Origin of the sequence: Phytopseudomonas daroniae (genome assembly GCF_004327275.1) — a bacterium.
In the GTDB taxonomy this organism is placed as follows: domain Bacteria; phylum Pseudomonadota; class Gammaproteobacteria; order Pseudomonadales; family Pseudomonadaceae; genus Aquipseudomonas; species Aquipseudomonas daroniae.
The window spans coordinates 214409-239633 of record NZ_QJUJ01000004.1; the positions used below are offsets into that span (position 1 = coordinate 214409).

At 64.6% G+C, this 25225-nt stretch carries 22 protein-coding genes; 16 read left to right on the plus strand and 6 right to left on the minus strand.

Annotation, left to right across the window (positions count from 1 at the left end; genetic code table 11):
* Nucleotides 1-217 precede the first annotated feature (217 nt).
* The gene (locus tag DNK10_RS11835) at nt 218-604 is read left to right on the plus strand and encodes a cytosine permease (RefSeq protein WP_244216242.1); all 387 of its coding nucleotides are present in this window, start codon (nt 218-220) and stop codon (nt 602-604) included.
* Nucleotides 605-684: 80 nt separating this feature from the next.
* Here the strand turns inward: DNK10_RS11835 and DNK10_RS11840 are convergent, their stop codons facing one another.
* Nucleotides 685-1308 carry a LuxR C-terminal-related transcriptional regulator gene (locus DNK10_RS11840; RefSeq protein ID WP_131191688.1) on the minus strand — a complete coding sequence of 208 codons (624 nt, stop codon included), beginning with the start codon at nt 1306-1308 and terminating at the stop codon, nt 685-687.
* Between the two features lie 222 nt (nt 1309-1530).
* On the opposite strand from DNK10_RS11840, the gene DNK10_RS11845 reads away from it, so the two are divergent.
* The 9 genes from DNK10_RS11845 (at nt 1531) to DNK10_RS11885 (ending at nt 12054) form a co-directional block, all read left to right on the plus strand.
* On the plus strand, nt 1531-2058 hold the full coding sequence (locus DNK10_RS11845) for a dimethylamine monooxygenase subunit DmmA family protein (RefSeq protein WP_131191689.1): 528 nt from the start codon (nt 1531-1533) through the stop codon (nt 2056-2058).
* Nucleotides 2055-2981 (plus strand): PDR/VanB family oxidoreductase, encoded by a 927-nt coding sequence (locus DNK10_RS11850; RefSeq protein WP_131191690.1) that lies wholly within the window; start codon nt 2055-2057, stop codon nt 2979-2981. Before DNK10_RS11845 ends, DNK10_RS11850 begins: the two co-directional genes overlap by 4 nt.
* Nucleotides 2982-2996: 15 nt before the next feature.
* Nucleotides 2997-4013: a heme-dependent oxidative N-demethylase family protein gene (locus tag DNK10_RS11855; RefSeq protein ID WP_131191691.1), complete on the plus strand. Its 1017-nt coding sequence runs from the start codon at nt 2997-2999 to the stop codon at nt 4011-4013.
* A 26-nt stretch (nt 4014-4039) separates the two neighbouring features.
* Nucleotides 4040-5170 carry an aminomethyl transferase family protein gene (locus DNK10_RS11860; RefSeq protein WP_131191692.1) on the plus strand — a complete coding sequence of 377 codons (1131 nt, stop codon included), beginning with the start codon at nt 4040-4042 and terminating at the stop codon, nt 5168-5170.
* A gap of 213 nt (nt 5171-5383) precedes the next feature.
* Complete coding sequence (locus DNK10_RS11865; protein WP_131191693.1) at nt 5384-6754, plus strand: flavin-containing monooxygenase; 1371 nt, start codon at nt 5384-5386, stop codon at nt 6752-6754.
* Between the two features lie 10 nt (nt 6755-6764).
* Complete coding sequence (locus DNK10_RS11870) at nt 6765-9110, plus strand: trimethylamine N-oxide demethylase (RefSeq protein ID WP_131191694.1); 2346 nt, start codon at nt 6765-6767, stop codon at nt 9108-9110.
* 65 nt (nt 9111-9175) lie between these two features.
* Nucleotides 9176-10195 carry a methyl-accepting chemotaxis protein gene (locus DNK10_RS26310; RefSeq protein WP_131191695.1) on the plus strand — a complete coding sequence of 340 codons (1020 nt, stop codon included), beginning with the start codon at nt 9176-9178 and terminating at the stop codon, nt 10193-10195.
* Between the two features lie 257 nt (nt 10196-10452).
* Nucleotides 10453-11826, plus strand: coding sequence for an ammonium transporter (locus DNK10_RS11880; RefSeq protein ID WP_131181963.1), 1374 nt, complete (start codon nt 10453-10455; stop codon nt 11824-11826).
* Nucleotides 11827-11874: 48 nt separating this feature from the next.
* On the plus strand, nt 11875-12054 hold the full coding sequence (locus DNK10_RS11885) for a hypothetical protein (RefSeq protein ID WP_131181964.1): 180 nt from the start codon (nt 11875-11877) through the stop codon (nt 12052-12054).
* Between the two features lie 569 nt (nt 12055-12623).
* Here the strand turns inward: DNK10_RS11885 and DNK10_RS11890 are convergent.
* The 5 genes from DNK10_RS11890 to glnT all read right to left on the minus strand — a co-directional run bounded on the left by DNK10_RS11890 (nt 12624) and on the right by glnT (nt 17428).
* Complete coding sequence (locus tag DNK10_RS11890) at nt 12624-12959, minus strand: DMT family transporter (protein ID WP_131181965.1); 336 nt, start codon at nt 12957-12959, stop codon at nt 12624-12626.
* Nucleotides 12960-13027: 68 nt separating this feature from the next.
* Nucleotides 13028-14365 (minus strand): FMN-binding glutamate synthase family protein, encoded by a 1338-nt coding sequence (locus DNK10_RS11895; RefSeq protein ID WP_131191696.1) that lies wholly within the window; start codon nt 14363-14365, stop codon nt 13028-13030.
* A 14-nt stretch (nt 14366-14379) separates the two neighbouring features.
* Complete coding sequence (locus DNK10_RS11900) at nt 14380-15063, minus strand: GltB/FmdC/FwdC-like GXGXG domain-containing protein (protein WP_131181967.1); 684 nt, start codon at nt 15061-15063, stop codon at nt 14380-14382.
* On the minus strand, nt 15060-15974 hold the full coding sequence (locus tag DNK10_RS11905) for a class II glutamine amidotransferase (protein ID WP_131191697.1): 915 nt from the start codon (nt 15972-15974) through the stop codon (nt 15060-15062). The genes DNK10_RS11900 and DNK10_RS11905 overlap by 4 nt, the downstream gene beginning before the upstream one ends.
* A 119-nt stretch (nt 15975-16093) precedes the next feature.
* Nucleotides 16094-17428 (minus strand): type III glutamate--ammonia ligase, encoded by a 1335-nt coding sequence (gene glnT / locus DNK10_RS11910; protein ID WP_131191698.1) that lies wholly within the window; start codon nt 17426-17428, stop codon nt 16094-16096.
* Nucleotides 17429-17672: 244 nt separating this feature from the next.
* Here glnT and DNK10_RS11915 point away from each other — a divergent pair, with 244 nt between their 5' ends.
* The 6 genes from DNK10_RS11915 to DNK10_RS11940 all read left to right on the plus strand — a co-directional run bounded on the left by DNK10_RS11915 (nt 17673) and on the right by DNK10_RS11940 (nt 25194).
* Complete coding sequence (locus DNK10_RS11915) at nt 17673-18272, plus strand: helix-turn-helix domain-containing protein (RefSeq protein ID WP_131181970.1); 600 nt, start codon at nt 17673-17675, stop codon at nt 18270-18272.
* A gap of 622 nt (nt 18273-18894) precedes the next feature.
* Nucleotides 18895-19761, plus strand: coding sequence for a formyltetrahydrofolate deformylase (gene purU, locus DNK10_RS11920; protein ID WP_131181978.1), 867 nt, complete (start codon nt 18895-18897; stop codon nt 19759-19761).
* Nucleotides 19758-20636, plus strand: coding sequence for a bifunctional methylenetetrahydrofolate dehydrogenase/methenyltetrahydrofolate cyclohydrolase FolD (gene folD / locus DNK10_RS11925; RefSeq protein ID WP_131191699.1), 879 nt, complete (start codon nt 19758-19760; stop codon nt 20634-20636). The genes purU and folD overlap by 4 nt, the downstream gene beginning before the upstream one ends.
* Nucleotides 20636-21877, plus strand: coding sequence for an FAD-dependent oxidoreductase (locus DNK10_RS11930; RefSeq protein WP_131191700.1), 1242 nt, complete (start codon nt 20636-20638; stop codon nt 21875-21877). The genes folD and DNK10_RS11930 overlap by 1 nt, the downstream gene beginning before the upstream one ends.
* Before the next feature lie 126 nt (nt 21878-22003).
* Nucleotides 22004-22300, plus strand: a complete 297-nt coding sequence (locus DNK10_RS11935) for a sarcosine oxidase subunit delta (RefSeq protein ID WP_131191701.1) — start codon at nt 22004-22006, stop codon at nt 22298-22300.
* On the plus strand, nt 22297-25194 hold the full coding sequence (locus DNK10_RS11940; protein WP_131191702.1) for a 2Fe-2S iron-sulfur cluster-binding protein: 2898 nt from the start codon (nt 22297-22299) through the stop codon (nt 25192-25194). Before DNK10_RS11935 ends, DNK10_RS11940 begins: the two co-directional genes overlap by 4 nt.
* Nucleotides 25195-25225: the final 31 nt, after the last annotated feature.

Genomic DNA, 25225 nt, shown 5'->3' on the forward strand with positions numbered 1-25225 from the left:
ACGCCGGGCAGCGGCTTCGCCCTTGCGGCGAGACGCAAAACCCTATCCGAATAAAGACAAGAAGTAGGTTTTCCCATGGTGTCCCGCACAGCCTTGCTGCTCTACTCCTGCCCGTTCTCCCCCGTCTGCGGGCTCTCCCGCGACAGGCGCAGCTGACCCGCTCAGTCGCAACCAACCACGCATTCACTCCGGCCCTGTCCCGTTCACGCGGAGCAGCGTGCCGTCGCCATTTTGCGCAGGAGAACCGTCCATCTCCCAGCAAGAGCTCATCGAAAGCAACAGCGTCGGCCAAGTCGCCGACTTCTACCTGGTACAGAAACAGCGCTACCACATCCCTTCGCTGTTCGACGCCAACGGCGGCATCTACGGGCGCTTCAATCCCAATGCGGTGAGCGCCTACGCAGTGGGCATCCTGGTGCAACTGCCGTTCGCGGTCACGCCGATCTACACCGGCCCGATGGCCAGCAAGCTCGATGGCGCCGATCTGTCCTGGCTGGTGGCGATCGTCGTCCCCTGCCTCTGTACCTGCTGCTGTCGCGCCGAGATACGCTGTACCGGCGTAGGCAGATCTCCACCCTCTCACAAGCCTGAGAACAGGTTCTGAGGCCTCTGCATGAAAAGCCCCCGCTCTCACCAACGGGGGCTTTTTCGTTCATGGCGTCTCCTCTTTCGGACAACGGCGGTTCAGCTCGCCGCTTCGAAGATCGCCCCTTCCACGCCCAGCACCTCGCCACTGGCGGAATACACGCCGACGCCCGTCTCGCAGACCTCCTTGATCCGCCCATCGGCGCAGCAGATGCGGTAGCGCAGCTGAAACGGCTCGTGCTTGAGCAACGCACACTGAACGCAGTACCAGACATAGTCGGCGTACTCGGTGAGGATCAGTGAACCGAAGCTGTGTGCGGGATCGCGGGTCAGGTACTCGGCGGAGTAGCCAGTCAGTTGCAGGCAGCCTTCGCTGACGTAATCCATGTACCAGGTGCGGGCGTTATCGCCGCGGTAGATCAGCACCGGCAGGTCGTTGATCAGACCCGCGACCCCCGCTGGCCCGACCGCGCCCTGGGTGCTGGCCGAGGCCATGCCGGTATGCCGGTGCACCCAGCTGGCCAGTTCCAGGCGCGAGTGCAGGTGAAATTTACGCAGCAGGCTGCGCACATAGATTTTCACCGTGCCATCGCTGATGCCCAGTTCGCGGGCGATCTGCTTGTTGCTGTTGCCCGCAGCGATCAACTGCAGGGTCTGCTCCTCACGTTCGGTCAGCGCATTCGACACTGCCGCGGGAGCCGGGGCAAAACCGGCTGCACGCATGTTCTCCTCCCCGTCTTCTGCGGTGATTGGACGAATCACCACAGCAACTTCCATGCCTCGCCGGGGAGCACTACCTCTTTTGGCATATCTCCTCTGGTGGATTGAGCAAATAAGCGTGACAGGAAAGTATTTTGCCTACAGAGAAACATCAGTCATGCACCAACACATGACCTGATCGCTTCAATCCAGGGCAAGCATGCCCTCGTCCGTACAAGGATCGCCATGACCCGCACAGCCGAGCAGCATCCCTTCAGCGTGCCGCGATACCCCAGCGGCAATCCTGTCCAGCGGGTGGCCCGTCAGGTACTGGTCACTCAGGACGCCGGCCAGCAACGGCATGCCGAATTGCTGACCCGCGTCGACGCCGCCGAGCTCTGCCACCTGGCACTGCCGCAGTACGCCGACGAAGCTGAACTGTGCCGGGCGCTGGGCACACTGCTGAGTGAAGCCCAGGTCGGCCTGCACCTCGAACTGCATGGCGACGAGGCCTTCATCTGGTCGCTACGCGGTGTCGCACGAAAAGCCGGGCTGCTGGCCGACGAGATCACCCTGCAGTGCAGCGAAACCGGCCGGCGCATGCTGTTCTGCGTGCATTGCGCCAGCCTGCAAGCGGGCACCTGCGCCGATCTGCAGCCCTGCCGCCACTGCGGCGTGGTGCTGGAAGTGCGCCAACATTTCTCCGAGCGCCTGGGCGCCTACCTCGGCGTCTGTGCGGATGCCGACCAGCCCTATGCGCAGGCCCGGCCATGAATGCCTTCGACGTACGGGTCAGCGAAACCCGGCTGATCACCCCGGTAATCCGCGAACTATTGCTTGAACCAGTGAACGGCACGCTGCCGGCTTTCTCCGCCGGCAGCCATGTGCAGCTGCACCTGCCCAACGGCAAGCGCAACGCCTACTCACTGCTCAGCGACCCGGGCGAGACCCGTCACTACCGCATCGCGGTGCGCCAGCAGCCACACTCACGGGGCGGCTCGCGCTACGTGCACGAACAGTTGCAGGCTGGCGATCGGTTGCGGATCTCGCCGCCGGCCAACCTCTTCCCGCTGCACAGCACGGCACGCCTGCACGTGCTGATCGCCGCCGGCATCGGCATCACCCCGTTCCTCGCCTATTGCGCCGAGCTGCTGCGCCGCGGCGACGCCTTCGAGCTGCATTACGCCTACCGCGCCGGGGTCAACGATGCCTACGTCGAGACCTTGCGCGAACGGCTGGGCGAGCGGCTGCATGTCTACGAGAGCAGCAGCCGACGTCTCGATCTGGGGCAGTTGCTGAGCCATCGCCCACTCGGCACTCACATCTACGCCTGCGGCCCGCGATCGCTGCTCGATGCCCTGCGCGAGCAGAGCCTGGCCCTCGGCTGGCCAGCGGCGCGGGTGCACTGGGAGGCCTTCGCCGCGCCGGAACCGGGTGTGCCCTTCCGTGTGGAGCTGGCGCGCAGTGGTCGCCAGGTGGAAGTCGGCGCCGAGCAGAGCCTGCTGGAAGCCCTGGAAGCCGCCGGCGTGGAGCTACCCAACCTGTGCCGCGGCGGAGTCTGCGGCCAGTGTCGGACGCCCTATCTGAAAGGCGACGTGGAGCACCGCGACCTGTTTCTCGCCAGCGCCGAACGCGCCAGCAGCCTGATGCCCTGCGTCTCGCGCGGCTGCGGCAGCCCGATCCTGCTCGATATCTGATACCGGAGACGTGCCATGACCCTGATCTTCAAACCGGCAGAAACCTACCGGGACGACTTCAGCTTCCGTAACAGCCCGGCCGCCATCGCCCGGTTTCCCTTTCCGTTCCCGGAAGACGGCTACATGTACTCGGTGAACATCGAGCCCGCGGTGTCCCGCGATCCGGGTTCGGTGTTCGAGCACTGCTTCGATGTCGACGAGCATTACCTGTCGGAGATGGCCGAGCGCGCCCGCGTGCTGGAGCGCGACCCCGAGCGCTGCCTGGTGATGCCGCACATGGCCCAGGCCGCCTGGGATCTGCTGGAGATGCTGATGGAGCACCTGGCGGGCGACTACCCGCAGCACTTCCAGCTTGAACGCAACGGCACGGCCTGGCGCTGGCAGAACCTGGCCATGGGCATCGATCAGCACTTCACCTTCGGCGCTGCCGACAGCCTGCCGTGCGAGCCGCTGGAGTACATCACCCGGCAGATGCAGGGCGATTTCGCGGTGCTCGACCAGCGCGACGGCGACCTGTTCATGGATGCCGGCATGGTCACCTGCCCGGCGGACTGGTCGCTGCGCTTCGACGCCGGCATGAGCTTCAAGCAGTGGCATTCGCCAGTACCGATGGCCAACCAGATGGGCATCTTCGAACGCGCGCTGAAGTTTCTGCTGAACATCCAGGTCGGCCACCCGGTGCGTCGGCTGAACTGGACACTGACCATCAACCCGCGCCTGGACACCTCGCCGGAAACCTTCCACGAATGGGGCAGCGACCGCGGCTCGGTCACCCCGGACAACGTCGGCCGCCTGGTGCACCTGCGCGTGGAACTGCAATTCATGGCGCGCCTGCCGCGCTCCAACGCCGTGCTGTTCAGCATCCGCACCTACCTGATCAGCATGGACGAACTGGTCAGCAACCCGGCCTGGGCGCGGCGGCTGCACCGCGTCATCCGCGACCTGCCGGATGCCATCGCCGACTACAAGGGCATGACCCGCTACCGCCAGACCCTGGTGGACTGGCTGCGCCAGTTCGATTCCGAAGCCTGACCCGATCACCACACGAGGATTTTCCCATGGCCAACTCATGGCGCATCAGCGCCCTGCGCGAACGCCACCTGGCACTTGGTTCGAACCTGGAAGACTGGAACGGCATGGGCACCGCCTGGACCTATGCCAGCGACCTGGCCGACCATCACGAAGCGATCCGCACCCGCGCCGGGCTGATGGACGTCTCCGGCCTGAAGAAGGTGCACTACGTCGGCCCCCACGCCGAAAGCCTGCTCGACTACGCCACCACCCGCGACATGGCCAAGCTCTATCCCGGCAAGTCGGTGTACGCCTGCCTGCTCGACGAAGACGGCACCTTCATCGACGACTGCATCATCTACCGCACCGGCCCCAACGCCTTCATGGTGGTGCACGGCGCCGGCAGCGGCTACGAGATGCTGATCCGCTCGGCCCAGGGCCGCCAGGTGGCGGTACTGTTCGACGACGACCTGCATGACCTTTCCCTGCAAGGCCCGGCAGCCGTGGACTTTCTCGCCGAGCACGTGCCGGGCATCCGCGAGCTGCCCTACTTCCACCACCTGCAGACCCGGCTGTTCGACCGCCCGGTGATGATCTCGCGCACCGGCTACACCGGCGAGCGCGGCTACGAGATCTTCTGCAAGGCCGCCGATGCGCCACTGATCTGGGACGGCATTCTGGACAAGGGCCAGGGCCGCGGCATCATCCCCTGCGCCTTTACCGCACTCGACTGGCTGCGGGTGGAGAGCTACCTGCTGTTCTTCCCCTACGACAACTCGCAGATGTACCCCTTCGCCGACCAGAAAGCCGGCGACACCCTGTGGGAGCTGGGCCTGGACTTCACCGTATCGCCCGGCAAACGCGACTTCCGGGGTGCCGGCGAGCACTACCGGCGCCAGGGTAAGGAGCGCTTCAGGATCTTCGGCGTTCTGCTCGATGGCCATGTCGCCGCCGAGGGCGGCGACACCCTCTGGAATGAAGGCCGTCAGGTCGGCCTGATCACCTGCGCCATGTACTCGCGCCTGAGCGAACGCTCCATGGCCATCGCCCGCGTCGAACCAGGAATTGCCGAGCAGGGCGTGCCGCTGCAGGTGCGCGGCAGCCTGCAGGTGAACGCCATCGCCCACACCCTGCCATTCGACGACCCCGAGAAGAAGAAACGCACGGCCAAGGGCTGAAGGCAGCCGCAAGCTTGGGAACACAGCTCGGAACGCTCCACGTCCATCCAACCATGAGGAGTCGTAGGGTGGACAACGCTCTTTTTGTCCACCATTGCGAGGGTGGGGCGGTGGACGGGTCGGGCCGCGTAGGTGAAGCGTCGTCCACCCTACGGATAGCCGCTATAACCACCACACCGCAGGCTAACCGTCACGCCAACAGGAGAACCCAGCATGAAACAACGAGTCGCCATCATCGGCGCCGGCCCATGCGGCCTGGCCCAGTTGCGTGCCTTCCAGTCGGCCCAGGCCGATGGCGCGGATATTCCCGAGCTGGTCTGCTTCGAGAAGCAGGCCGACTGGGGCGGCATGTGGAATTACACCTGGCGCACCGGCCTGGACGAGCATGGCGAGCCGGTGCACGGCAGCATGTACCGCTATCTCTGGTCGAACGGGCCGAAGGAATGCCTGGAGTTCGCCGACTACAGTTTCGACGAGCACTTCGGCCGGCCCATGGGCTCGTATCCACCGCGTGAAGTGCTCTGGGACTACATCAAGGGCCGCGTCGAGAAAGCCGGCGTACGCCCTTACATCCGCTTCGATACGGCCGTGCGCGGCGTCACCTTCGATGCCGCCAGCGAGCTATTCACGGTGACCGCCCACGATCACCTGAACGACCGCACCTACAGCGAAACCTTCAGCTACGTAGTGGTCGCCAGCGGCCACTTTTCCACGCCCAACGTACCCGACTTCCCCGGTTTCGAGCGCTTCGCCGGGCGCGTGCTGCACGCCCACGATTTTCGCGATGCCCTGGAATTCAAGGGCAAGGACGTGCTCATCGTCGGCGCCAGCTATTCAGCCGAAGACATCGGTTCGCAGTGCTACAAGTACGGCGCCCGCTCCATCACCAGTTGCTACCGCAGTGCGCCGATGGGCTACAAATGGCCGGCCAACTGGGAGGAACGACCATTGCTCAGCCACGTGCAGGGCAGCACGGCGTTCTTCGTCGACGGTAGCAGCAAGCACATCGACGCCATCATCCTGTGCACCGGCTACAAGCATCACTTCCCCTTCCTGCCGGAAGCGCTGCGCCTGAAAACCGGCAACCGCCTATGGCCGCTTAACCTCTACAAGGGAATTTTCTGGGAGCAGAACCCACGGCTGATCTACCTCGGCATGCAGGATCAGTGGTACAGCTTCAACATGTTCGACGCCCAGGCCTGGTACGCCCGCGACGTGATTCTCGGGCGCATCGCCCTGCCCGACCCCGAGCGCATGCACGCCGAAGACCTGGCCTGGCGCCAGGAAGAGGAAACGCTGGAAACCGCCCAGCAGATGTTCGAGTTCCAGGGCGAATACATCCGCCAGCTGATCGCCGCAACCGACTACCCGAGCTTCGATATCGCCGAGGTCAACGCCACCTTCCTGCAATGGAAGAAGGACAAGTACGACAACATCATGGGCTACCGCGACAAGTGCTATCGCTCGCTGATCACCGGCACGCTGGCCACGCCGCACCACACGCCCTGGCTGGAAGCGCTGGATGACTCGCTGAGTGCCTACCTGGCCGACGCGCCCGCCGACCGTTTGAAGTCCGCCAGCTGAGGCTGCCGCCATGAATCTGCCTGTGACAAGCCGCCCGCTGGAGCCGGCGCTGTTCGCCCGCGCAGCGGATCGGGAACGCCACCGCGTGGCCCCCGGCGGCCTGACGGTGCTCGCGCTGGAGGCGGGTGATCGTCTGGAGGTGATCGACCTCGAGGGCGACCAGCCTGCCGAGCTGCTGGCCTTCGCCGAGGACGGGCGCGAAGCGCTGGCCGCACTGGGGCTGGCAGCCGTCAGCGGTGCCGACGCCATCGCCCGCCTGCTGCACGACGGCAGCCGCGAATCGATCCACGTCACCATGGGGCTCGCCCGGCGTGGCGTGGATTGCCGCCACCTGCCGGCCGCCGCCCGACTCTGGCCCGCGGCCACACCGGCGGGCTTCAGCCGCGAGCTGGTCGCCAGCGCTGCGCTGTGCGTGATCGTCGCCGCCCCCGGCGGGCGTACGGCGGTGGACAGCCAGCAACGCGCCAGCGAACTGCGAGTGCTGATCCACCGCGCCAATCCGTGCAGGCTCTGGCTGCCGCCGCTGCCCGCGCCGCTGGGCGAGGTGATCGACGAATTCACCATCCATCCCGGCAGCGCACGCGACTATCTGGTCGGCGCCGGGCAGTTCATCCAGGTGATCGACGTCGCCGGGCGCCAGTGTTCGGATTTCGTCGCCTTCGACCGGGCCGGCCTGGATGCCGGGCGCGAGACCGATCTCGACCCCACCGTGACCCGCACCCTGAATGGCAGCGCCTATCCGGGGCCGGGCCTGTTCAGCCGCTTCTACGACCGCAACATGCAGCCGATGCTGGAGGTGGTGCGCGACACCGTCGGCCGCCACGACACCTTTGCCCTGGCCTGCGCCGCGCGCTACTACGAGGCGCATGGCTATTTCGGCCACGCCAACTGCAGCGACAACATCAGCCGCGCCATGGCCACTCACGGCGTGCGTCCGCGCGCCGGCTGGCCAGCGATCAATTTCTTCTACAACACCGCTATCGACGCGCACCAGCACCTGACCCTGGACGAGCCCTGGTCGCGCCCCGGCGACTACGTGCTGCTCAAGGCGATGACCGATCTGGTCTGCGCCAGCAGTTCCTGCCCGGACGACATCGACCCGGCCAACGGCTGGCAGCCCACCGATATCCACATCCGCGTGTATTCCGAGAAGGAGCGTTTCAGTCTCGCCATGGCCACTCGAAAAACAGCTGATGCCGACCCGGTGCTGACCCGCGAGAGCGGCTTTCACGCCGGTACCTCGGCCCTCACCCGCCAGTTCGTCGACTACCGCGGCTTCTGGACGCCGACCCGCTTCGACGGCTACGGCGCCACCGAGGAATACCACGGCTGCCGCGAACGCGTGGCGGTGATGGATCTCTCCGCGCTGCGCAAATTCGAGGTGCTCGGCCCCGACGCCGAAGCGCTGCTCGACTACTGCCTGACCCGCGACGTGCGCAAGCTTGCCATCGGCCAGGTGGTCTATTCGGCGATGTGCTTCGAGCACGGCGGCATGCTCGACGATGGCACCCTGCTGCGTCTCGGCGCCGATGCGTTCCGCTGGATCGGCGGCGAGGATTACGCCGGTATCTGGCTGCGCGAGCAGGCCGAAAAGCTGGGCATGAAGGTGTGGATAAAGAGCGCCTCCGAGCAGATCCACAACGTCGCCGTGCAGGGTCCCCTGAGCCGCCAACTGCTCGCGCAGATGATCTGGACGCCGGGCACCCAGCCGAAGCTGGAGGAACTGGGTTGGTTCCGTTTTCTGGTCGGCCGCCTGGATGACTACAACGGCCCACCACTGATGGTTTCGCGCACCGGCTACACCGGCGAGCTGGGCTATGAAGTCTGGTGCCACCCGGACGATGCGCTGCAGGTCTGGCAGCGCCTTTGGCAGCTCGGCGAGCCGCTGGGCCTGGTGCCACTGGGCCTCGATGCGCTGGACATGCTGCGTATCGAAGCCGGGCTGATATTCGCCGGCTACGAATTCGACGACCAGACGGATCCGTTCGAGGCCGGCATCGGCTTCTGTGTACCACTCAAGAGCAAGGCCGCGGACTTCATCGGCCGCGATGCCCTGTCAAGGCGCAGCGCAGCACCCCGTCACAAGCTGGTCGGCCTGCAGTTGGAGGGCAACGAAACCGCTGCCCATGGCGACTGCGTACGCAGCGGCCGTGCCCAGATCGGGGTGATCACCAGTGCCACCCGCTCGCCGGTACTGGGCCACAACATCGCCCTGTGTCGGCTGGACGTGGGCTACTGCGCGCCCGGCACCGAGGTCGAGATCGGCAAGCTCGACGGCCAGCAGAAGCGCATCCGTGCGCGGGTCGGCGCCGGCACCGTCGCCTACGACCCGGACAAGAGCAGGGTGCGGGCGTAACCAGCCCGTGTTGTGGAAAGAGAATTGCTTGGTGATGGCCATTCGATCTCAAGGAGGATGAACCAATGTGGTTCAGCAATGCGTCGCGAAACCTGACCGATGAACTCAGCCAGTGGCTCAACCGCCTGTTCGACGGCCAGCCCAGCGCTGGCTCCGTACAACCTCATCTGCAGCGTGACGCCCGGTTGTTCAGCAGCCTGCAGCGGCTGCAGCGCGACTGGGACGAGTTGCAGCGCATCCGCCAGCAGGCCGAATGCCAGGCGCCGCCGCCATGCAGTGCCGAGGAGTACGCCGCGCTCAAGGGAGACCTCGCCGAGGCCCAAGCGCAGATCGGTGGGCTCATCCACGAACGCGACGACAGCCAGCGACGCCTGCACGACCTGGAGGCCGAACGCGCCCAGTGGGACGAGGAGCGCCAGGTCTGGGAACTGACCAGGCGCACCCTCACCGAAGGCAGCTGGGCGATGAACGTAGTGGGCGGTGACCCCGATCACCCGCAGAACCTGATTCGCTGGTCCGAGCAATTCCGCGAGCTGATCGGCTACAACGCCGAGGAATTTCCCGATGGCTGGGACAGCTACTTCAAGGTGGTCAACGCCGACGACCTGAAACAGGTCATGCAGACCTTCAATGCCTCGATGGTCGACACCGGCGGCGACGGTTTCTATGCCGTCGAATACCGCATGCGCCACAAGACCCGTGGCGAGGTGTGGTTCCGCGAACGCGGCCGCTGCCTGCGTGACGGCCAGGGCCGCCTGCTCTACGTCACCGGCGCCGTACGCGAGATCAGCGACGAAAAGACCGCCGCCACGCTGCACCAGCGCGAGCAGGCCAACATCCAGGCCACCTACGCACAGATCGCCCAGGTCGCCGGGGGGATTCGCAGCATCGCCGAACAAACCAACCTGCTGGCGCTCAACGCCGCCATCGAAGCCGCCCGTGCCGGCGATCAGGGCCGTGGCTTCGCCGTGGTCGCCGATGAGGTGCGCAATCTGGCGCGGCGCACCCAGGACTCGGTGCAGCAGATCCAGGGCATGTTGCAGAAGGAACGCTCGGGCGAACCAACTTCAGGCGCTGGCCACTGAAGGTGAACAAAAAAAGGGCACTGCAAACCCGTCAACGCCATAGACAGCAAGGGCTAGAGCCCTTTAGCCCTGGCACATTCATTGCTTTCCCAATAAGAAACTTTGTTTATCAGAAATAAAAATGGCTGGAAGCCTTTTTAACGTCGCTTGCGACGGCCCTAAGGGGGCCGCCAGGGATGGCAGGCCATAAAACATGCTTCGACTCGACCTGCCTGCGCACCACTTAATTCCAATAAACCGCTTTCGAGGATTCAGTGATGGAAGAACAGAAAACGCCTACGCTCGAAGAGCTGCAGGCCCTGATCGAAATGACCAATACCCTGAACATGGAAATGTTCTATTGGTGGTGTACCGCACTGATGATCTGCATCCACGCAGGTTTTCTGTCTTATGAAATTGGCGCCTCGCGCCTGAAGAACGCCCTGGCCGCGGGCGTGAAGAACATCCTCGCGTTCGGCTTCATCGTACCCAGCGTGTTCCTGCTCGGCTGGGCGGTCTACAACGCCTTCCCCGATGGCCTGGTACCGCGCATGGACGCCCTGATGGATGGCATGCCGTGGAGCCAGGCCATGGGCCCGAACATCCAGGACAACGCCACCGGCATCTTCTGGGGCGCGTTCGCGCTGTTCGCCGCCACCACCGGATCGATTCTCTCGGGCGCGATCATCGAGCGTGCACGGATGAGCGCATTCATCATCATGACCATCGTGCTCGGCGGCTTTCTCTGGCTGCTGGCCGCCGCCTGGGGCTGGCATCCGGAAGGCTGGCTGACCGTCAAATGGGGCTACCATGACGTCGGCGCGGCAGGCGTGGTGCACATGATCGCCGGCTTCTTCGCCCTTGGCGTGCTGATCAATCTCGGTGCACGCATCGGCCGCTTCAACCCGGACGGCAGCGCCAACGCCATCGTCGGCCACAGCATGCCGATGAGCGTGGTCGGCCTGATGCTGATCATCGTCGGCTTCTTCGGCTTCCTCGGCGGCTGCATCATCTACAACTCCGGCGCCCAATGGATCAACATCTACGGTCAGCCAACCAACCTCTCCGCCTTCTCCTTCAACACCCTGATGGGCTTCGCCGGCGGCCTGATCGGCGCCTACCTGACCACTCGCGAACCCTACTGGATGATGTCCGGCGGCCTGGTCGGCATCATTTCGGTCGCGCCCGGCCTGGATCTCTACCACCCCGGGCTGGCCTACCTGATCGGCATGGGCGTATCGGCCATGGCGCCGCTGGTCAACAACATGCTGCTCAAATTCAGGCTGGACGACGCCGTCGGTGCCTTCGCGGTGCACGGCTTCGGTGGCTTCGCCGGTCTGGTGATCAGCGGCATCTTCCTCGCCGGTTATCCGAACGTGAACGGCATGCCGGAAATCAGCTTCTTCGGCCAACTGGGCGGCGCCCTGGTGATGGCGGCGCTGGGCTTCATCCCCGGCTATGGCATTTCCTACGCACTCAAGAAAGCCGGCATCCTGCGCGTCCCGGCCCATGCCGAAGAACGCGGTCTCGACCTGACCGAAGTACCGGCCCAGGCCTATCCGGAGTGGAACAGCATGTACGGGCCAAGCACCACCGTTGGCGGTGGCTCTGACGCCGCACAACCGCCACTGACCACCGCTACGGCCAAATGACCCCCAGCCGGCCGCGAGGGCGGCCGGCTCATCCCAAGGAGTATCGCCATGAGCATCACCACCTATGAAGGTGCCAGCGCCGTATTCACCTTCGCCGACAAGCCCGCCATCCTGGTTTTCATCAGCCTTCTGGTCGCTGCCGTCAGCCTCTATGCCCTGATCGCGACCATCATTCACGAGAAGCACAGCTACGCGCTGCCGGACGAAGAACTCGACAAACTGAAGTGACCCTTCGACCGGCAGCAACCGCCGCCGGTCATCCCTCTCTCGCCCCCGCCCTTCGTGAACCACCAGCCCTCGCCACGTTACCCACGCATCGTACGCACCGACACAGGCGCAGGCACACCTGCGAGCCATAACAGTAACGACCGGCGGCGCTCACGATCTGTTGCACCAGCGTGAACATGCAGCTGGGGGCGCGACGCTTCATCCGTCCACCATCTCACGATGGCCTATGGTGGACAAAAGAGCGTTGTCCATCCTACACGCTGCTATGGCAGCAAGGTGGCGAAAGAGGCCGTTCGAAATTTGTATCGGATGTGCCGGCCAAATGTCGGATTACGCTTCGCTAGGCTACGCGCCCCGATCCAACCTACGAGGCCATGGCACGAATGTAGCCTGGATTAGCCGCAGGCGTAATCCGGGGCCGAAGGCCGTGATCCATGGTTCAACGCGGGTCACCGACCGGCTGCTTTTGCCTTCTTTTGCCCTTTAGAGGACGTAGGATGGGTCGGGCCGCGTAGGTGCAACCCATCGGCAATTGATGGGTTTCACCCATCCTACGGCTGTGGTGGGTTTCAGCCCACCGGGCTGAACAACTTCAGGCCGGCCACCCCGCAGATGATCAGCACCAGGCAAACGAGCCGCGCCAGGGTGGCCGGTTCATTGAGATAGACAATGCCGTAGATCGCCGTACCGACCGCACCGATACCGACCCACACGGCGTAGGCGGTTCCCATGGGCAGGTAGCGGGCCGCAAGCACCAGCAGGTACATGCTGAGCGCGATGAAGAAAATGCAGTAAAGGCTCGGCCAAAGCCGCGTGAAGCCTTGGGTACGGGGAATGGCGGAGGCGTACATCACTTCGCAGATGCCGGCGGCGAGCAGTGTCATCCAGGCCCAGGATGCAGTCATTCGAATTCCCTTCCAATGCGCCGAAAGCCGGCCTGTCCCACAGGGAGAAGCCGGCTGACGGGTGGCTATCAGTACCCCTGCCCTGGCACCCAGTTGGTGCCGGCCAGCGGTACCCGGGCCATGGCCGCGGATTCGACGGTCAGGGCCACCAGATCCTCGGGATCGAGGTTGTGCAGGTGCGACTTGCCGCAGGCGCGGGCCATGGTCTGCGCTTCCAGTACCAGCACGCGCAGGTAGTTGGCCAGACGACGGCCAGCGGCGACCGGTTCGAGGCGCTTGGCCAGCTCCGGATCCTGGGTGGTGATGCCCGCCGGGTCGCGGCCGTTCTGCCAGTCGTCGTAGAAGCCGGCAGCGGAACCGATCTGCTTCAGCTCCTCGTCCAGGCGTGGGTGGTTGTCGCCCAGGGCGATCAGCGCGGCGGTACCGATGGCCACGGCATCGGCGCCCAGCGCCATGGCCTTGGCCACGTCGGCACCGTTGCGGATGCCGCCGGAGACGATCAGCTGAACCTTGCGGTGCATGCCCATTTCCTGCAGCGCCTGCACGGCCTGCGGAATGGCCGGCAGAATCGGGATACCGACGTGCTCGATGAACACTTCCTGGGTCGCTGCAGTGCCGCCCTGCATGCCGTCAAGGACGATCACGTCGGCACCGGCCTTCACCGCCAGCTTGACGTCGTAATAGGGGCGGCTGGCGCCGATCTTCACGTAGATGGGTTTTTCCCAGTCGGTGATTTCGCGCAGTTCGGCAATCTTGATCGCCAGATCGTCCGGCCCCGTCCAGTCCGGGTGGCGGCAGGCGCTGCGCTGATCCACGCCGATCGGCAGGGTACGCATGCCGGCGACGCGCTCGGTGACCTTCATGCCCAGCAGCATGCCACCGCCGCCCGGCTTGGCGCCCTGGCCAAGGACGATCTCGATGGCATCCGCCTTGCGCAGGTCGTCGGGGTTCATGCCGTAGCGCGACGGCAGGTACTGATAGACCAGATGCTGGGACTGGCCGCGCTCTTCCGGCGTCATGCCGCCATCGCCAGTGGTGGTGCTGGTGCCGGCGATGCTGGCGCCACGACCGAGGGCCTCCTTGGCATTGGCCGACAGCGCGCCGAAGCTCATGCCGGCGATGGTCACCGGGATCTTCAGGTGCAGCGGCTTCTTGGCGAAACGGTTGCCGAGGACGACATCGGTACCGCATTTCTCGCGGTAGCCTTCCAGCGGGTAGCGCGACACGCTGGCACCGAGCAGCAGCAGGTCGTCGAAGTGCGGCAGCTTGCGCTTGGTACCGCCACCGCGGATGTCATAGATACCGGTCTCGGCGGCGCGCTGGATTTCCTGGATGGTCAGGCGATCGAAGGTGGCCGACTCGCGCAGTACTGGAGGCACTGCTTTTGAGGTAGAAAGGTCACTCATGATGATGCTCCTGATCAGTACGCGGAGGCGTTATCGACTTTGAAGTTGTACAGCTGGCGGGCCGAGCCGTAGCGTTTGAAATCGGCGGCGTTCTCTTTGAAGCCGGCGCGATTGAGCAGCGCCTGCAGCTCTTCGATATGTTCGGCGCGCATCTCTTTCTCGATGCAGTCGGAACCCAGCGACTCGACGCTGCCTTTGACGAAGATCCTGGTTTCATACAGCGAGTCGCCCAGCGCATCGCCAGCGTCCCCACAGACCACCAACCTGCCCGCCTGACCCATGAAGCAGCTCATGTGGCCGATGCTGCCGCCGACCACGATGTCGATGCCCTTCATGGAGATGCCGCAACGCGCGCCGGCGTCGCCTTCGATCACCAGCAGGCCGCCATGAGCCGTGGCGCCGGCCGCCTGGGAGGCGCTGCCTTTGACGCGCACATAGCCGCTCATCATGTTCTCGGCGCAGCCCACGCCGACGTTGCCGTGCACGGTGACCGAGGCTTTCTGGTTCATGCCTGCGCAGTAGTAGCCGGCATGTCCCTGGATATCGATGGAAATGGCTTCGTTGACGCCGACCGCCAGGTTGTGGGCGCCGTTGGGATGGGTCACCAGCCATTCGCGATCGATGACGGCCTTGGCCTGGTCATGCAGAGCCTGGTTGAGGTCACGCACGCTGGCGCTGGAAAGATCGATGGTTTTCATGCTGCGTGCTCCTTCTTGCGTTCCCAGATGTACAGGGTGGCGGGAACGGGCTCCCAGACCTTGGCCTTGTCGATACCCGGCAGGCTGGACAGCGCCTGGTATTCCGACGCCATGGCGACGTAGTCATCGGTCTCGGCGAGGATCGCCGGCTTGCAGGCGATCGGATCGCGGATCACCGCGAAGCCGTTGCGGGTGCCGATGGCGAAGGTGAAGAAGCCGTCGAGGGCCTCCAGTGAATGATCCAGGGCCTGTTTCAGGGAATCGCCCTGCTGCAGACGCCAGGCCAGGTAACCGGCGGCGACTTCGGTGTCGTTCTCGGTTTCGAAATGGATGCCTTCGCGGCGCAGTTCCTGACGCAGGCGAAAGTGGTTGGACAGCGAGCCGTTATGCACCAGGCACAGGTCGGCACCGGTGGAGAACGGGTGGCTGCCTTCCATGGTCACCGCACTTTCGGTGGCCATGCGGGTGTGGCCGATGATGTGGCTGCCCTTCATCGAGGCCAGGCCGAAACGCTCGGAAATTTCCCTGGGCAAGCCCATGCCCTTGAGGATCTCGATGCTCTGCCCGGCGCTCATGATGCGCACGCTGGGCGCCAGTTCGGTCAGCGCGGCGCGAACCACAGGCTCTTCGGCCTTGATCTTCAACACCATGGCGCTGGCGTTCTGGAACCAGTCCAGTTCGGCGTCGAGCTTGTCCTGCAAGGCGGCAACCAGTGCCTTGAAGTCATAGCCTTCGCTGGTCGCCTGCAGGGTCAGCTTGACCCAGCCATCGACCACTTCATCGCCATAGATGGCGAAGCCGGCGCTGTCCGGGCCGCGGTCGGTCATGGCTTCGAGCATCGGTTCGAACAGCTTGCCGAGCTGCGATTCCAGCTGCGGATTTTTCAGGTAAAGCCCCACGATTCCACACATAAAGGCAGCCTCACTTCGTTCGGAAAGCCGCAAGCTGCAAGCTGACCGGGTTGATACAAATGAATGTGAAAGACCACGAAGCGTTCTTGCTTGCAGCTTGAAGCTTGTGGCTTGCAGCTCTAGAAGAATTCGGTGTAGCGCTTGACCTCCCAGTCGGAGACGTGGCGGCTGTACTCCACCCACTCCATGCGCTTGAGCTTGATGAACTCACCGACGATTTGCGGGCCCAGCACCTCGGCGAACAGCGAGTCGGCTTCGAGGGCATCGCAGGCTTCCTTGAGCGACTGCGGCAGGGTCTTGATGCCACGTGCAGCGATCTCCTCCAGGCTCAGCGTGTAGAGGTTCTCGTTGCACACGTTGTCGACTTCCAGCTTGCGGTCGATGCCGTCCAGGCCGGCGGCGATGATCGCGGCGCTGACCAGATAGGGGTTGCAACCGGCATCCGGCAGGCGGAACTCCAGGCGGCCATAGGGCACGCGCACCATGGCCGAGCGGTTGTTGGCACCGAAAGCGATGAAAGCTGGCGCCCAGGTGGCACCCGACAGGGAATTGCCTACCACCAGACGCTTGTAGGAGTTCACCGTCGGCGCGGCGAAGGCGCACAGCGCCGGGCCATGGGCCAGCAGGCCGGCGGCGAAGTGGTAGGCAAGCTTGGACAGGCCCATACCGCTCGGGTCGCTGGCGTCATGGAACAGGTTCTTGTTCTCTGCGCTGGCGATGGACAGGTGGAAATGCATGCCGTTGCCGGCGCGCTTCGGATCAGGCTTGGGCATGAACGAGCAGACCATGCCCATGTCGCTGGCGATCTCGCCGGCGGCCATGCGGAAGAAGGTGAAGCGATCCGCCGACTCCATGGCGTCGCTGTAGGTGTAGTTGATCTCGAACTGGCCGTTGGCGTCCTCGTGATCGATCTGATAGATATCGAACCCGACCGGCTGCAGCGCCTCGGTGAGGCGCTCGAGAAACTCGCGGGAGCGCGACAGGCCCTTGTAGTCGTAGCAAGGCTTGTCGAGGTTGTCGCTGACGTCGACCAGTTGCAGTGCACCGTTCTCGCCACGCTTGAACAGGCTGAATTCCGGCTCCAGCCCGGTGTTCAGCGTCCAGCCGCGATCAGCCAGGCGCTGCACCTGTTGTTGCAGTACATAGCGGCTGTCGTAGGGCCAGGGTTTGCCATCCACATGACCGATGCACACCACGCGGCCATAGCCCGGCTGCCAGGGTACCGGCGTCAGTGACGACAGGTCGCCACGGGCCATGAAATCCGGGCCGTGTGGCTCCATGCCCATGCCGCAGATGGCGAAGCCAGCGAACCCAGCCCCAGCTTCCGCCACTGCTTCGAGGCCCGACACAGGCACCGACTTGGTCTTGGCCGAACCATGGATATCCACGAACTGAGCGAGCACGTACTTGATCGCGTGTTTCTCGATGACCCGCTGGGTTTCACTTGGCAACATCATGCGCCTCCTGTCGACTCGATGATTATTCCAACTGGGAAATTAACTTTCCCAACAAGAATGCAATCAACTTGCCAATCTTGAGCACAACGGGCGCAAGCCTGCTGCCGTGCGGGTTTTCTTCTATCCGTAGAGGAAAAATGCTTTCATAGCAGGAAATTCACACCCCCGGCGTGCACCATTGCAAAGCAGCCTGATCATTCCCGGTGCGAATTTATTATTCACGAATAGAAAATGGCCGTGCATGAGCAAAACCACAGAGATCCCGCCCCGCCTGAAACTCGAGCAATACCTGGGTATGCAGATTCGCCGCCAGCGCCAGGCTCAGGAACTGAAGATCGCCGAAGTCGCGCGCATCGCTGGCATCAGCCAGGGCATGCTCAGCAAGATCGAAAACGCCCAGGTATCCACCAGCCTCGATACCCTGAGCCGACTGTGCGATGTACTGGGCATGCCGATGTCCAAGCTGTTCAGCCAATACGATCAGCAAGGCAGCGGCGCGCTGCTGGTGAAGTCCGATGAAGGCCTGGAAGTGGTGCGCCGTGGCACCGAGAAAGGCCATACCTATCACCTGCTGAACCATACTCGCGGGCCGAAGAAGAGCTTCGAGGCCTATATGGTCAGCATGGACGACGCCAGCGAAGAGTTTCCCACCTTCTCCCATCCGGGCACCGAATTCCTGCACCTGCTCGAAGGCGAACTGGTCTATCGCCATGGCAACCAGCTCTATGCCATGCAGGCCGGCGACAGCCTGACCTTCGACGCCGAAGTCCCTCACGGCCCGGAACAGCTGATCCAGGTACCGATCCGCCTGCTGTCGATCATGAACTACGGCAAAGAGTGAGCGCCGGGTTCATTTGGCGGCTATAAGGCGTAAGCGGACGTAGGGTGGATGACGCTCTTTTCATCCACCATTGCGATCGCTAGGTTGGTGGACGGATCGGGCCGCGTAGGCAAGCGTCAGCTGCGCGCCCCGATTCACCCTACGAATGGCCGTTTGCGCCTTTAAGACCGTAGAACGTAGCCTGGATTAGCCGCAGGCGTAATCCGGGGCCGAAGGCCATGATCCATGGTTCAACGCGGGTCACCGACAGGCCGCTTACGCCTTTAAACAGTCCACCTCGCACTCAACGCCCCTTCTTCCAGCTTGCGCGCGGCCCCTCCAGATCGAACAGAGCTGGGTTGGCTGGTCGCGCCATGTCTTCTTCCGTCGTCTCGCCTTTGAGACGAACCCGCAACCTGGCTGCGGGCAGGCGACGACGTCCTCGCCATCATGTTCGCAGCCATACCCGAAAAATTCCTGTAGAGATAAATAAATTCCTAGCAGGCATGGACACGCACAACCTGTTCGCTTATAAAAATCACCATCAAGAAAATTAGATTCGCCACAAGAAAATATATTCATAGGCGAGCCCTGCATTTATCCATGAAGAATTTCCTGCCGCCGACCTTTCAGAGGATCCGACATGCAGCACGCCCAGAACCAATACGTGATCAAGATCAGTTGCCCGGCCACGTCGGGCATCGTCGCCGCGGTGGCGTCCTTTCTTGCCGAGCATCAGTGCTATATCAGCGAGATGTCGCAGTTCGACGACGAGGTCAGCAGCACTTTCTTCATGCGTGCGGTGTTCCGCTTCAACACCGGCGTGACGGATGACCTGGCGAAGATCGAGGAAGGCTTTGCCGCGGTGGCCAGCGCCTTCGACATGACCTGGGGCCTCTACAGCACCAGCAAACCCATGCGCGTACTGCTGATGGTCAGCAAGTTCGATCATTGCCTGGCCGACCTGCTCTATCGCCACCAGAAGGGCGAGTTGAACATGGAGATCACCGCCATCGTCTCCAACCACCTCGACCTGCGCCCCATGGCCGAGCGCGAGGGCATCCGCTTCATCTACCTGCCGGTGACCAAGGACACCAAGACCGGGCAGGAAGCCGAGCTGATGAAGATCGTCGATGAAACCGGCACCGACCTGGTGGTGCTGGCGCGCTACATGCAAATTCTTTCCAACAACCTGTGCAAGCAGCTGGCTGGCCGGGCGATCAACATCCATCACTCCTTCCTGCCCGGTTTCAAGGGTGCCAAGCCCTACCACCAGGCGTTCGAGCGCGGCGTGAAGCTGATCGGCGCCACCGCCCACTACGTCACCTCGGATCTCGACGAAGGCCCGATCATCGAGCAGGAAGTGCAGCGCGTGGATCACGCCCTGAGGCCTGACGATCTGGTCGCCATTGGCCGCGATACCGAAACGGTCGCGCTGTCGCGGGCGGTGAAGTACCACACCGAGCACCGCGTTTTCCTCAACGGCGACCGCACGGTGATCTTCCGATGAGCACATTGATCGACGGCAAGGCCACGTCCGCGCGGGTGCTTGCCGAAGTCGCGGCGGATGTCGGCGCGCTCAAGGCCCGGGGCATCGAGCCGGCGCTGGCCGTGGTGCTGGTCGGCGACGACCCGGCCAGCCACGTCTACGTGCGCAACAAGGTGCTGCGCGCCGGCGAGGTCGGTATTCGCTCCCTGGAATACCGCCTGCCGGCCGCAGCCAGTGCCGACGAGGTGCTGGAAGTGGTGGCCGGGCTGAATGCCGATGCGGCGGTGCACGGCATCCTGGTGCAACTGCCACTGCCGAAATACATCGACGAAGTGCGCGTACTGCAGGCCATCGACCCGGCCAAGGACGTCGATGGCTTCCACAGCGAGAACGTCGGCGGCCTCAGCCAGGGCCGGCCGGTGTTGACGCCCTGCACCCCGGCGGGCTGCATGCGTCTGCTGCACGACACCCTGGGCGACCTGTCCGGCAAGCACGCCGTGGTGGTCGGCCGCTCGAACATCGTCGGCAAACCGATGGCGGCGCTGCTGCTGGCCGCCGACTGCAGCGTCAGCGTGCTGCATTCGCGTAGCGTCGAGCCGGAGAAACTCTGCGCCCAGGCCGACATCGTCGTCGCCGCCGTCGGCCGGCCGAGAATGATCGATGCCAGCTGGATCAAGCCCGGCGCTGTGGTGATCGACGTCGGCATCAACCGCATCGAGGAAAATGGCAGGAGCCGTCTGGTCGGCGACGTCGATTTCGACGCCGCGCTGCCGCTGGTCTCGGCCATCACCCCGGTGCCCGGCGGGGTCGGCCCCATGACCATCGCCATGCTCATGCACAACACCGTCCTCGCCGCCCGTCAGCAGACCGGGCAGGCCAGCCAGGAGGCGCACTGATGCCTTTCTCCCTGCTCAAGTACGGCCTGTCCTCGGAATATCCCGTCGAGGTCGACCTGCCCGCGCCGAAGGAGCTGAAAGCCGCCTACGACGTGGTCATCATCGGCGCCGGCGGCCATGGCCTGGCCACCGCCTACTACCTGGCCAAGTACCACGGCATCAGCAATATCGCGGTGCTGGAGAAGGGCTACCTGGGCGGCGGCAACACCGCGCGCAATACCGCGGTGATCCGCTCCAACTACCTGACCAGCGAAGGCGTGAAGTTCTACATCGAGTCGGTGCGGCTGTTCGAGAACCTGTCCAACGAGTTCGACTTCAACATCATGTACTCGCACCGTGGCCAGCTGACCCTGGCCCACACCGACGCCACCGTGCGCGCCTTCCGCCAGCGCGCCGAAGTGAACAAGCACTTCGGCGGGCGCACCGAGATGATCGATCGCCAGCAGATCCGCGAGCTGGTGCCGAGCCTCAACCTCGACCCCGGCCATATCCCGGTGCTCGCCGGCCTCTGGCACATCGACGGCGGCACCGCCCGCCACGACGCCGTGGCCTGGGGCTATGCCAAGGGCGCGGCCAAGCGCGGGGTGGAAATCCACCAGCTCACCGAAGTGCAGGACTTCGTCGTGGAGAACGGGCGCATCCGCGCGGTGCAGACCAACCGCGGCACCATCGCCTGCGGTTGCGTGGTGCAGGCAGTGGCCGGCACCAGCTCGCTGCTGCTGAACAAGCTGGGCATCCGCGCGCCGATCCACACCTACCCGCTGCAGGCCATGGTCACCCAGCCGTTCAAGCCGTTCCTCGACCCGCTGGTGAGCTCCTCGGCCCTGCACTGCTACGTGCAGCAGACCAGCCGTGGCGAACTGGTGTTCGGCGGCGGCTCCGACCCCTACCCGCTGTACAACACGCGCTCGACCCTCGACCTCAAGGAAAGCCTGCTGGCCCACGCCATCGAGATGTTCCCGTTCATGGCCAACGCCAAGCTGATGCGCCAGTGGGCCGGGATCACCGACATGACCCCGGACTACAGCCCGATCATGGGCCTGTCGCCCATCGAGGGTTACTACCTCGACGCCGGCTGGGGCACCTGGGGCTTCAAGGCCACGCCGATCTGCGGCAAGACCATGGCCGAGCTGGTGGCCAGCGGCGGCAAGGTGCCGGAGCTGATCGCGCCGTTCGGCCTGGATCGTTTCAGCCGCTTCCAGCAGGTCAACGAAATGGGCGCCACGGCGGCCAGCCACTAAGACCGTAGGAGCCGGCTTGCCGGCGATCAATCCAATAGGCACTGCGCTCTTCAGACCTGATCGCCGGCAAGCCGGCTCCTACAGACAACGATCAGCTTCACCTTGCTCGCCAAGGAGTCCAGTTAAATGAAAATCATGACGTGCCCGCTCAACGGGCCACGCAACATCAGCGAATTCACCTACGGCGGCGAACTCAAGCACATGCCCGACCCGGCCAGTTGCAGCGTCGCCGAATGGGCCGACTACGTGTTCAACAGCGAGAACCGCCTCGGTGTGGTCACCGAATGGTGGCTGCACACGCCGTCGAGCTACTGGTTCCTGGCCGAGCGTCACACCGGCAGCGACGAGATCCTGCGTACCTTCGACCCTCGCGAACTGTTCGACCAGCGGGTCGATTTCGCCGCACCGGAGGCCGACCAATGAAGCGCCTGCCCGCCCCCATGGGGCTGTTGATCGACCGCAACCAGCCGCTGACCTTCCGCTTCGACGGCAGCGCCTGCCAGGGTTTCGCCGGCGACACCGTCGCCAGCGCCCTGGCCGCCGATGGCCGCTGGCTGCTGTCGCGCTCGTTCAAGTACCACCGCCCGCGCGGCCCGCTGACCATGGCCGGCCAGGACGCCAACACCCTGGTGCAGTTGCCGGACGAGCCCAACGTGCTGGCCGACGAATGCCCGCTCGAAGCCGGTCTCGAGGTCACCCCGCAGAACGTCAACGGCAGCCTGGAGAAGGATCGCGACGCCCTGCTCGGCAGGTTCTCCAGATTCATGCCGGTAGGCTTCTACTACCGCGCCTTCTACAAGCCCAAGGGCATGTGGAAGCGCTGGGAACCGCTGATCCGCAGGAAGGCCGGCCTCGGCGTGCTCGACCTGACGTTCGAGCCGACCTACCACGACAAGGCCTACCTGTTCTGCGACCTGGCGGTGATCGGCTCCGGCCCCGCCGGGCTGTCCGCCGCCCTGCATGCGGCCAACGGCGGTGCCAAGGTGCTGCTGATCGAACAGAACCCGCTGCTCGGCGGCTCGCTGACCTATGCCCGCTTCGGCGTGGACGGCAATGCCGCCCAGGGCCTGCGCGAAGAACTGGTCGCGGCGGTGAACGGCCACGGCAATATCCGCGTGCTCAATGAAGCGCTGTGCAACGCCTGGTTCGCCGACAACTACCTGCCGGTGATCCAGGGCAACCGCCTGTACAAGGTGCGCGCGAAACAGTGCATCGTCGCCAGCGGCTCCTTCGACCAGCCGGTGATCTTCCGCAACAACGACCTGCCGGGGGTGATGCTGACCAGCGCCGCCCAGCGCCTGATGCGCCTGTACGCGGTCAAACCGGGCCAGCGCGCGGTGGTGCTGACCGGCAACGACGACGGCTACCTGGCCGCCCTCGACCTGTTTGACGCGGGCGTTGAAGTCGCTGCCGTGGTCGACATGCGCGAGCACGTCGATACCCCCGGCCTGGCCACCACCCTGCTGGCGCGCGGTATCGCCTGCCATGCCGGGCACACCGTCTACGAAGCGCTGCCCGACAAGAGTGGGCGCCACCTGGCCCGGGTCGATGTGCGGCGCATCGCCAGCCGGGGCAAGGTCGCCGACGGCAGTATCCACATCGACTGCGACCTGCTGTGCATGTCCGCCGGCTACATGCCGGTCTACCAGTTGCTCTGCCAGGCTGGTGGCAGCCTGCGCTACGCCGACGAACACGCGGCGTTCTCGATCCACGACCTGCCGAAGATCCTCCGCGTCGCCGGCTCGGTGAACGGTCGCCACGACCTGCAGCGGGTGCTCGCCGATGGCCGGCGTGCCGCCGCCGAAGCCCTGGCCGACCTCGGCCTGGACAGCGCCCCGGTGGAAGGCGCGGACAAGGACGACAGCCGGGTCAACTTCCCCTGGCCGATCTTCCCCCATCCCCAGGGCAAGGAATTCGTCGACTTCGACGAAGACCTGCAGATCCGGGACATCGTCAACGCCACCCGCCATGGCTACCGCGACGTGCAACTGGTCAAGCGCTTCTCCACCGTCGGCATGGGCCCGTCCCAGGGCCGCCACTCGGCGCTGCCGACCGCGCGCCTGGTGGCCGATGCCACCGGGCGCAGCGTCAGCGAAACCGGGGTGACCACCGCGCGCCCGCCGTTCGCCGCGGAGAAGCTGGCCCATGTCGCCGGGCGCGCCTTCGACCCCTATCGGCAGACCGCCATGCATCGCCGCCATGTCGAGCTGGGCGCCAGGCTGATGCCCGCCGGCGCCTGGCAGCGTCCGGCCTTCTATGGCAAGGCCGAGGAGCGCGAAGCCTGCATGCAGGCCGAAGCCCGCCAGGTGCGCGAGAAGGTCGGCCTGATCGACGTCTCCACCCTCGGCGGCCTCGACGTGCGCGGGCCGGATGCCGCCGAGCTGCTGGAGCGCATGTACACCTTCGGCTTCGGCAAGCTCGCCGTCGGCCGCACCCGCTATGCGCTGATGACCGCCGAGGATGGCGTGGTGATCGACGATGGCGTGGCCTGCCGCCTCGGCGAGCAGCACTTCTACATCTCGGCCACCACCAGCGGCGTGGACCGCGTCTACCGCAGCCTGCTCAAGTGGAACGCGCAGTGGCGCCTGAACGTCGACATCGCCAACGTCAGCGCCGCCTTCGCCGCGGTCAACCTGGCCGGGCCGCTGTCGCGCCAGGTGCTGGAAAAGGTCTGCACGGACGTCGACCTGTCCGCCGCAGGTTTCCCCTACCTCGGCGTACGCGAGGGCACGGTCGCCGGTGTGCCGGCACGCCTGCTGCGGGTCGGTTTCGTCGGCGAGCTGGGCTACGAGATCCACGTGCCGGCGCGCTTCGGCGAACACCTGTGGGATGCGCTGATGGACGCCGGCGCAGCCTTCGGCATCCGCCCGTTCGGCGTGGAGACCCAACGCCTGCTGCGCCTGGAAAAAGGCCACGTGATCATCGGCCAGGACACCGACGGCATGACCCACCCTGCGGAGATCGACATGGGCTGGGCCATCGGCCGCAAGAAGCCGTTCTTCGTCGGCAAACGCAGCATCGAGATCCTCGAAGCGCAGCCGCTCAAACGCAAACTGGTCGGCTTCACCCTGCCCAAGGGCAGCCGCCAGCCGCTGGAAGGCCACCTGGTGCTCAAGGGGCCGGATATCAGCGGCAACGTGACCTCCTGCGAGTATTCCGCAACCCTCGGCTGCATCATCGGCCTGGCCTATGCCGGCGCCGACCAGGCCGAACCGGGGATGCGGATTCCGATTCGGGTCGAGGGTGGCGAAATCGTCCAGGCCAGCGTGGTGAAGTTGCCCTTCTATGACCCCGACAGCCAGCGCCAGGAGCTGTGACCATGAACCTGAACATTCGCGACCATGCCGA

Bases quoted from the DNA above. Each gene is read 5' to 3' on its own strand.
- DNK10_RS11840 (WP_131191688.1), bottom strand. From the start codon at position 1,308: ATGCGTGCAGCCGGTTTTGCCCCGGCTCCCGCGGCAGTGTCGAATGCG.
- DNK10_RS11845 (WP_131191689.1), top strand. From the start codon at position 1,531: ATGACCCGCACAGCCGAGCAGCATCCCTTCAGCGTGCCGCGATACCCC.
- DNK10_RS11850 (WP_131191690.1), top strand. From the start codon at position 2,055: ATGAATGCCTTCGACGTACGGGTCAGCGAAACCCGGCTGATCACCCCG.
- DNK10_RS11855 (WP_131191691.1), top strand. From the start codon at position 2,997: ATGACCCTGATCTTCAAACCGGCAGAAACCTACCGGGACGACTTCAGC.
- DNK10_RS11860 (WP_131191692.1), top strand. From the start codon at position 4,040: ATGGCCAACTCATGGCGCATCAGCGCCCTGCGCGAACGCCACCTGGCA.
- DNK10_RS11865 (WP_131191693.1), top strand. From the start codon at position 5,384: ATGAAACAACGAGTCGCCATCATCGGCGCCGGCCCATGCGGCCTGGCC.
- DNK10_RS11870 (WP_131191694.1), top strand. From the start codon at position 6,765: ATGAATCTGCCTGTGACAAGCCGCCCGCTGGAGCCGGCGCTGTTCGCC.
- DNK10_RS26310 (WP_131191695.1), top strand. From the start codon at position 9,176: ATGTGGTTCAGCAATGCGTCGCGAAACCTGACCGATGAACTCAGCCAG.
- DNK10_RS11880 (WP_131181963.1), top strand. From the start codon at position 10,453: ATGGAAGAACAGAAAACGCCTACGCTCGAAGAGCTGCAGGCCCTGATC.
- DNK10_RS11885 (WP_131181964.1), top strand. From the start codon at position 11,875: ATGAGCATCACCACCTATGAAGGTGCCAGCGCCGTATTCACCTTCGCC.
- DNK10_RS11890 (WP_131181965.1), bottom strand. From the start codon at position 12,959: ATGACTGCATCCTGGGCCTGGATGACACTGCTCGCCGCCGGCATCTGC.
- DNK10_RS11895 (WP_131191696.1), bottom strand. From the start codon at position 14,365: ATGAGTGACCTTTCTACCTCAAAAGCAGTGCCTCCAGTACTGCGCGAG.
- DNK10_RS11900 (WP_131181967.1), bottom strand. From the start codon at position 15,063: ATGAAAACCATCGATCTTTCCAGCGCCAGCGTGCGTGACCTCAACCAG.
- DNK10_RS11905 (WP_131191697.1), bottom strand. From the start codon at position 15,974: ATGTGTGGAATCGTGGGGCTTTACCTGAAAAATCCGCAGCTGGAATCG.
- glnT (WP_131191698.1), bottom strand. From the start codon at position 17,428: ATGTTGCCAAGTGAAACCCAGCGGGTCATCGAGAAACACGCGATCAAG.
- DNK10_RS11915 (WP_131181970.1), top strand. From the start codon at position 17,673: ATGAGCAAAACCACAGAGATCCCGCCCCGCCTGAAACTCGAGCAATAC.
- purU (WP_131181978.1), top strand. From the start codon at position 18,895: ATGCAGCACGCCCAGAACCAATACGTGATCAAGATCAGTTGCCCGGCC.
- folD (WP_131191699.1), top strand. From the start codon at position 19,758: ATGAGCACATTGATCGACGGCAAGGCCACGTCCGCGCGGGTGCTTGCC.
- DNK10_RS11930 (WP_131191700.1), top strand. From the start codon at position 20,636: ATGCCTTTCTCCCTGCTCAAGTACGGCCTGTCCTCGGAATATCCCGTC.
- DNK10_RS11935 (WP_131191701.1), top strand. From the start codon at position 22,004: ATGAAAATCATGACGTGCCCGCTCAACGGGCCACGCAACATCAGCGAA.
- DNK10_RS11940 (WP_131191702.1), top strand. From the start codon at position 22,297: ATGAAGCGCCTGCCCGCCCCCATGGGGCTGTTGATCGACCGCAACCAG.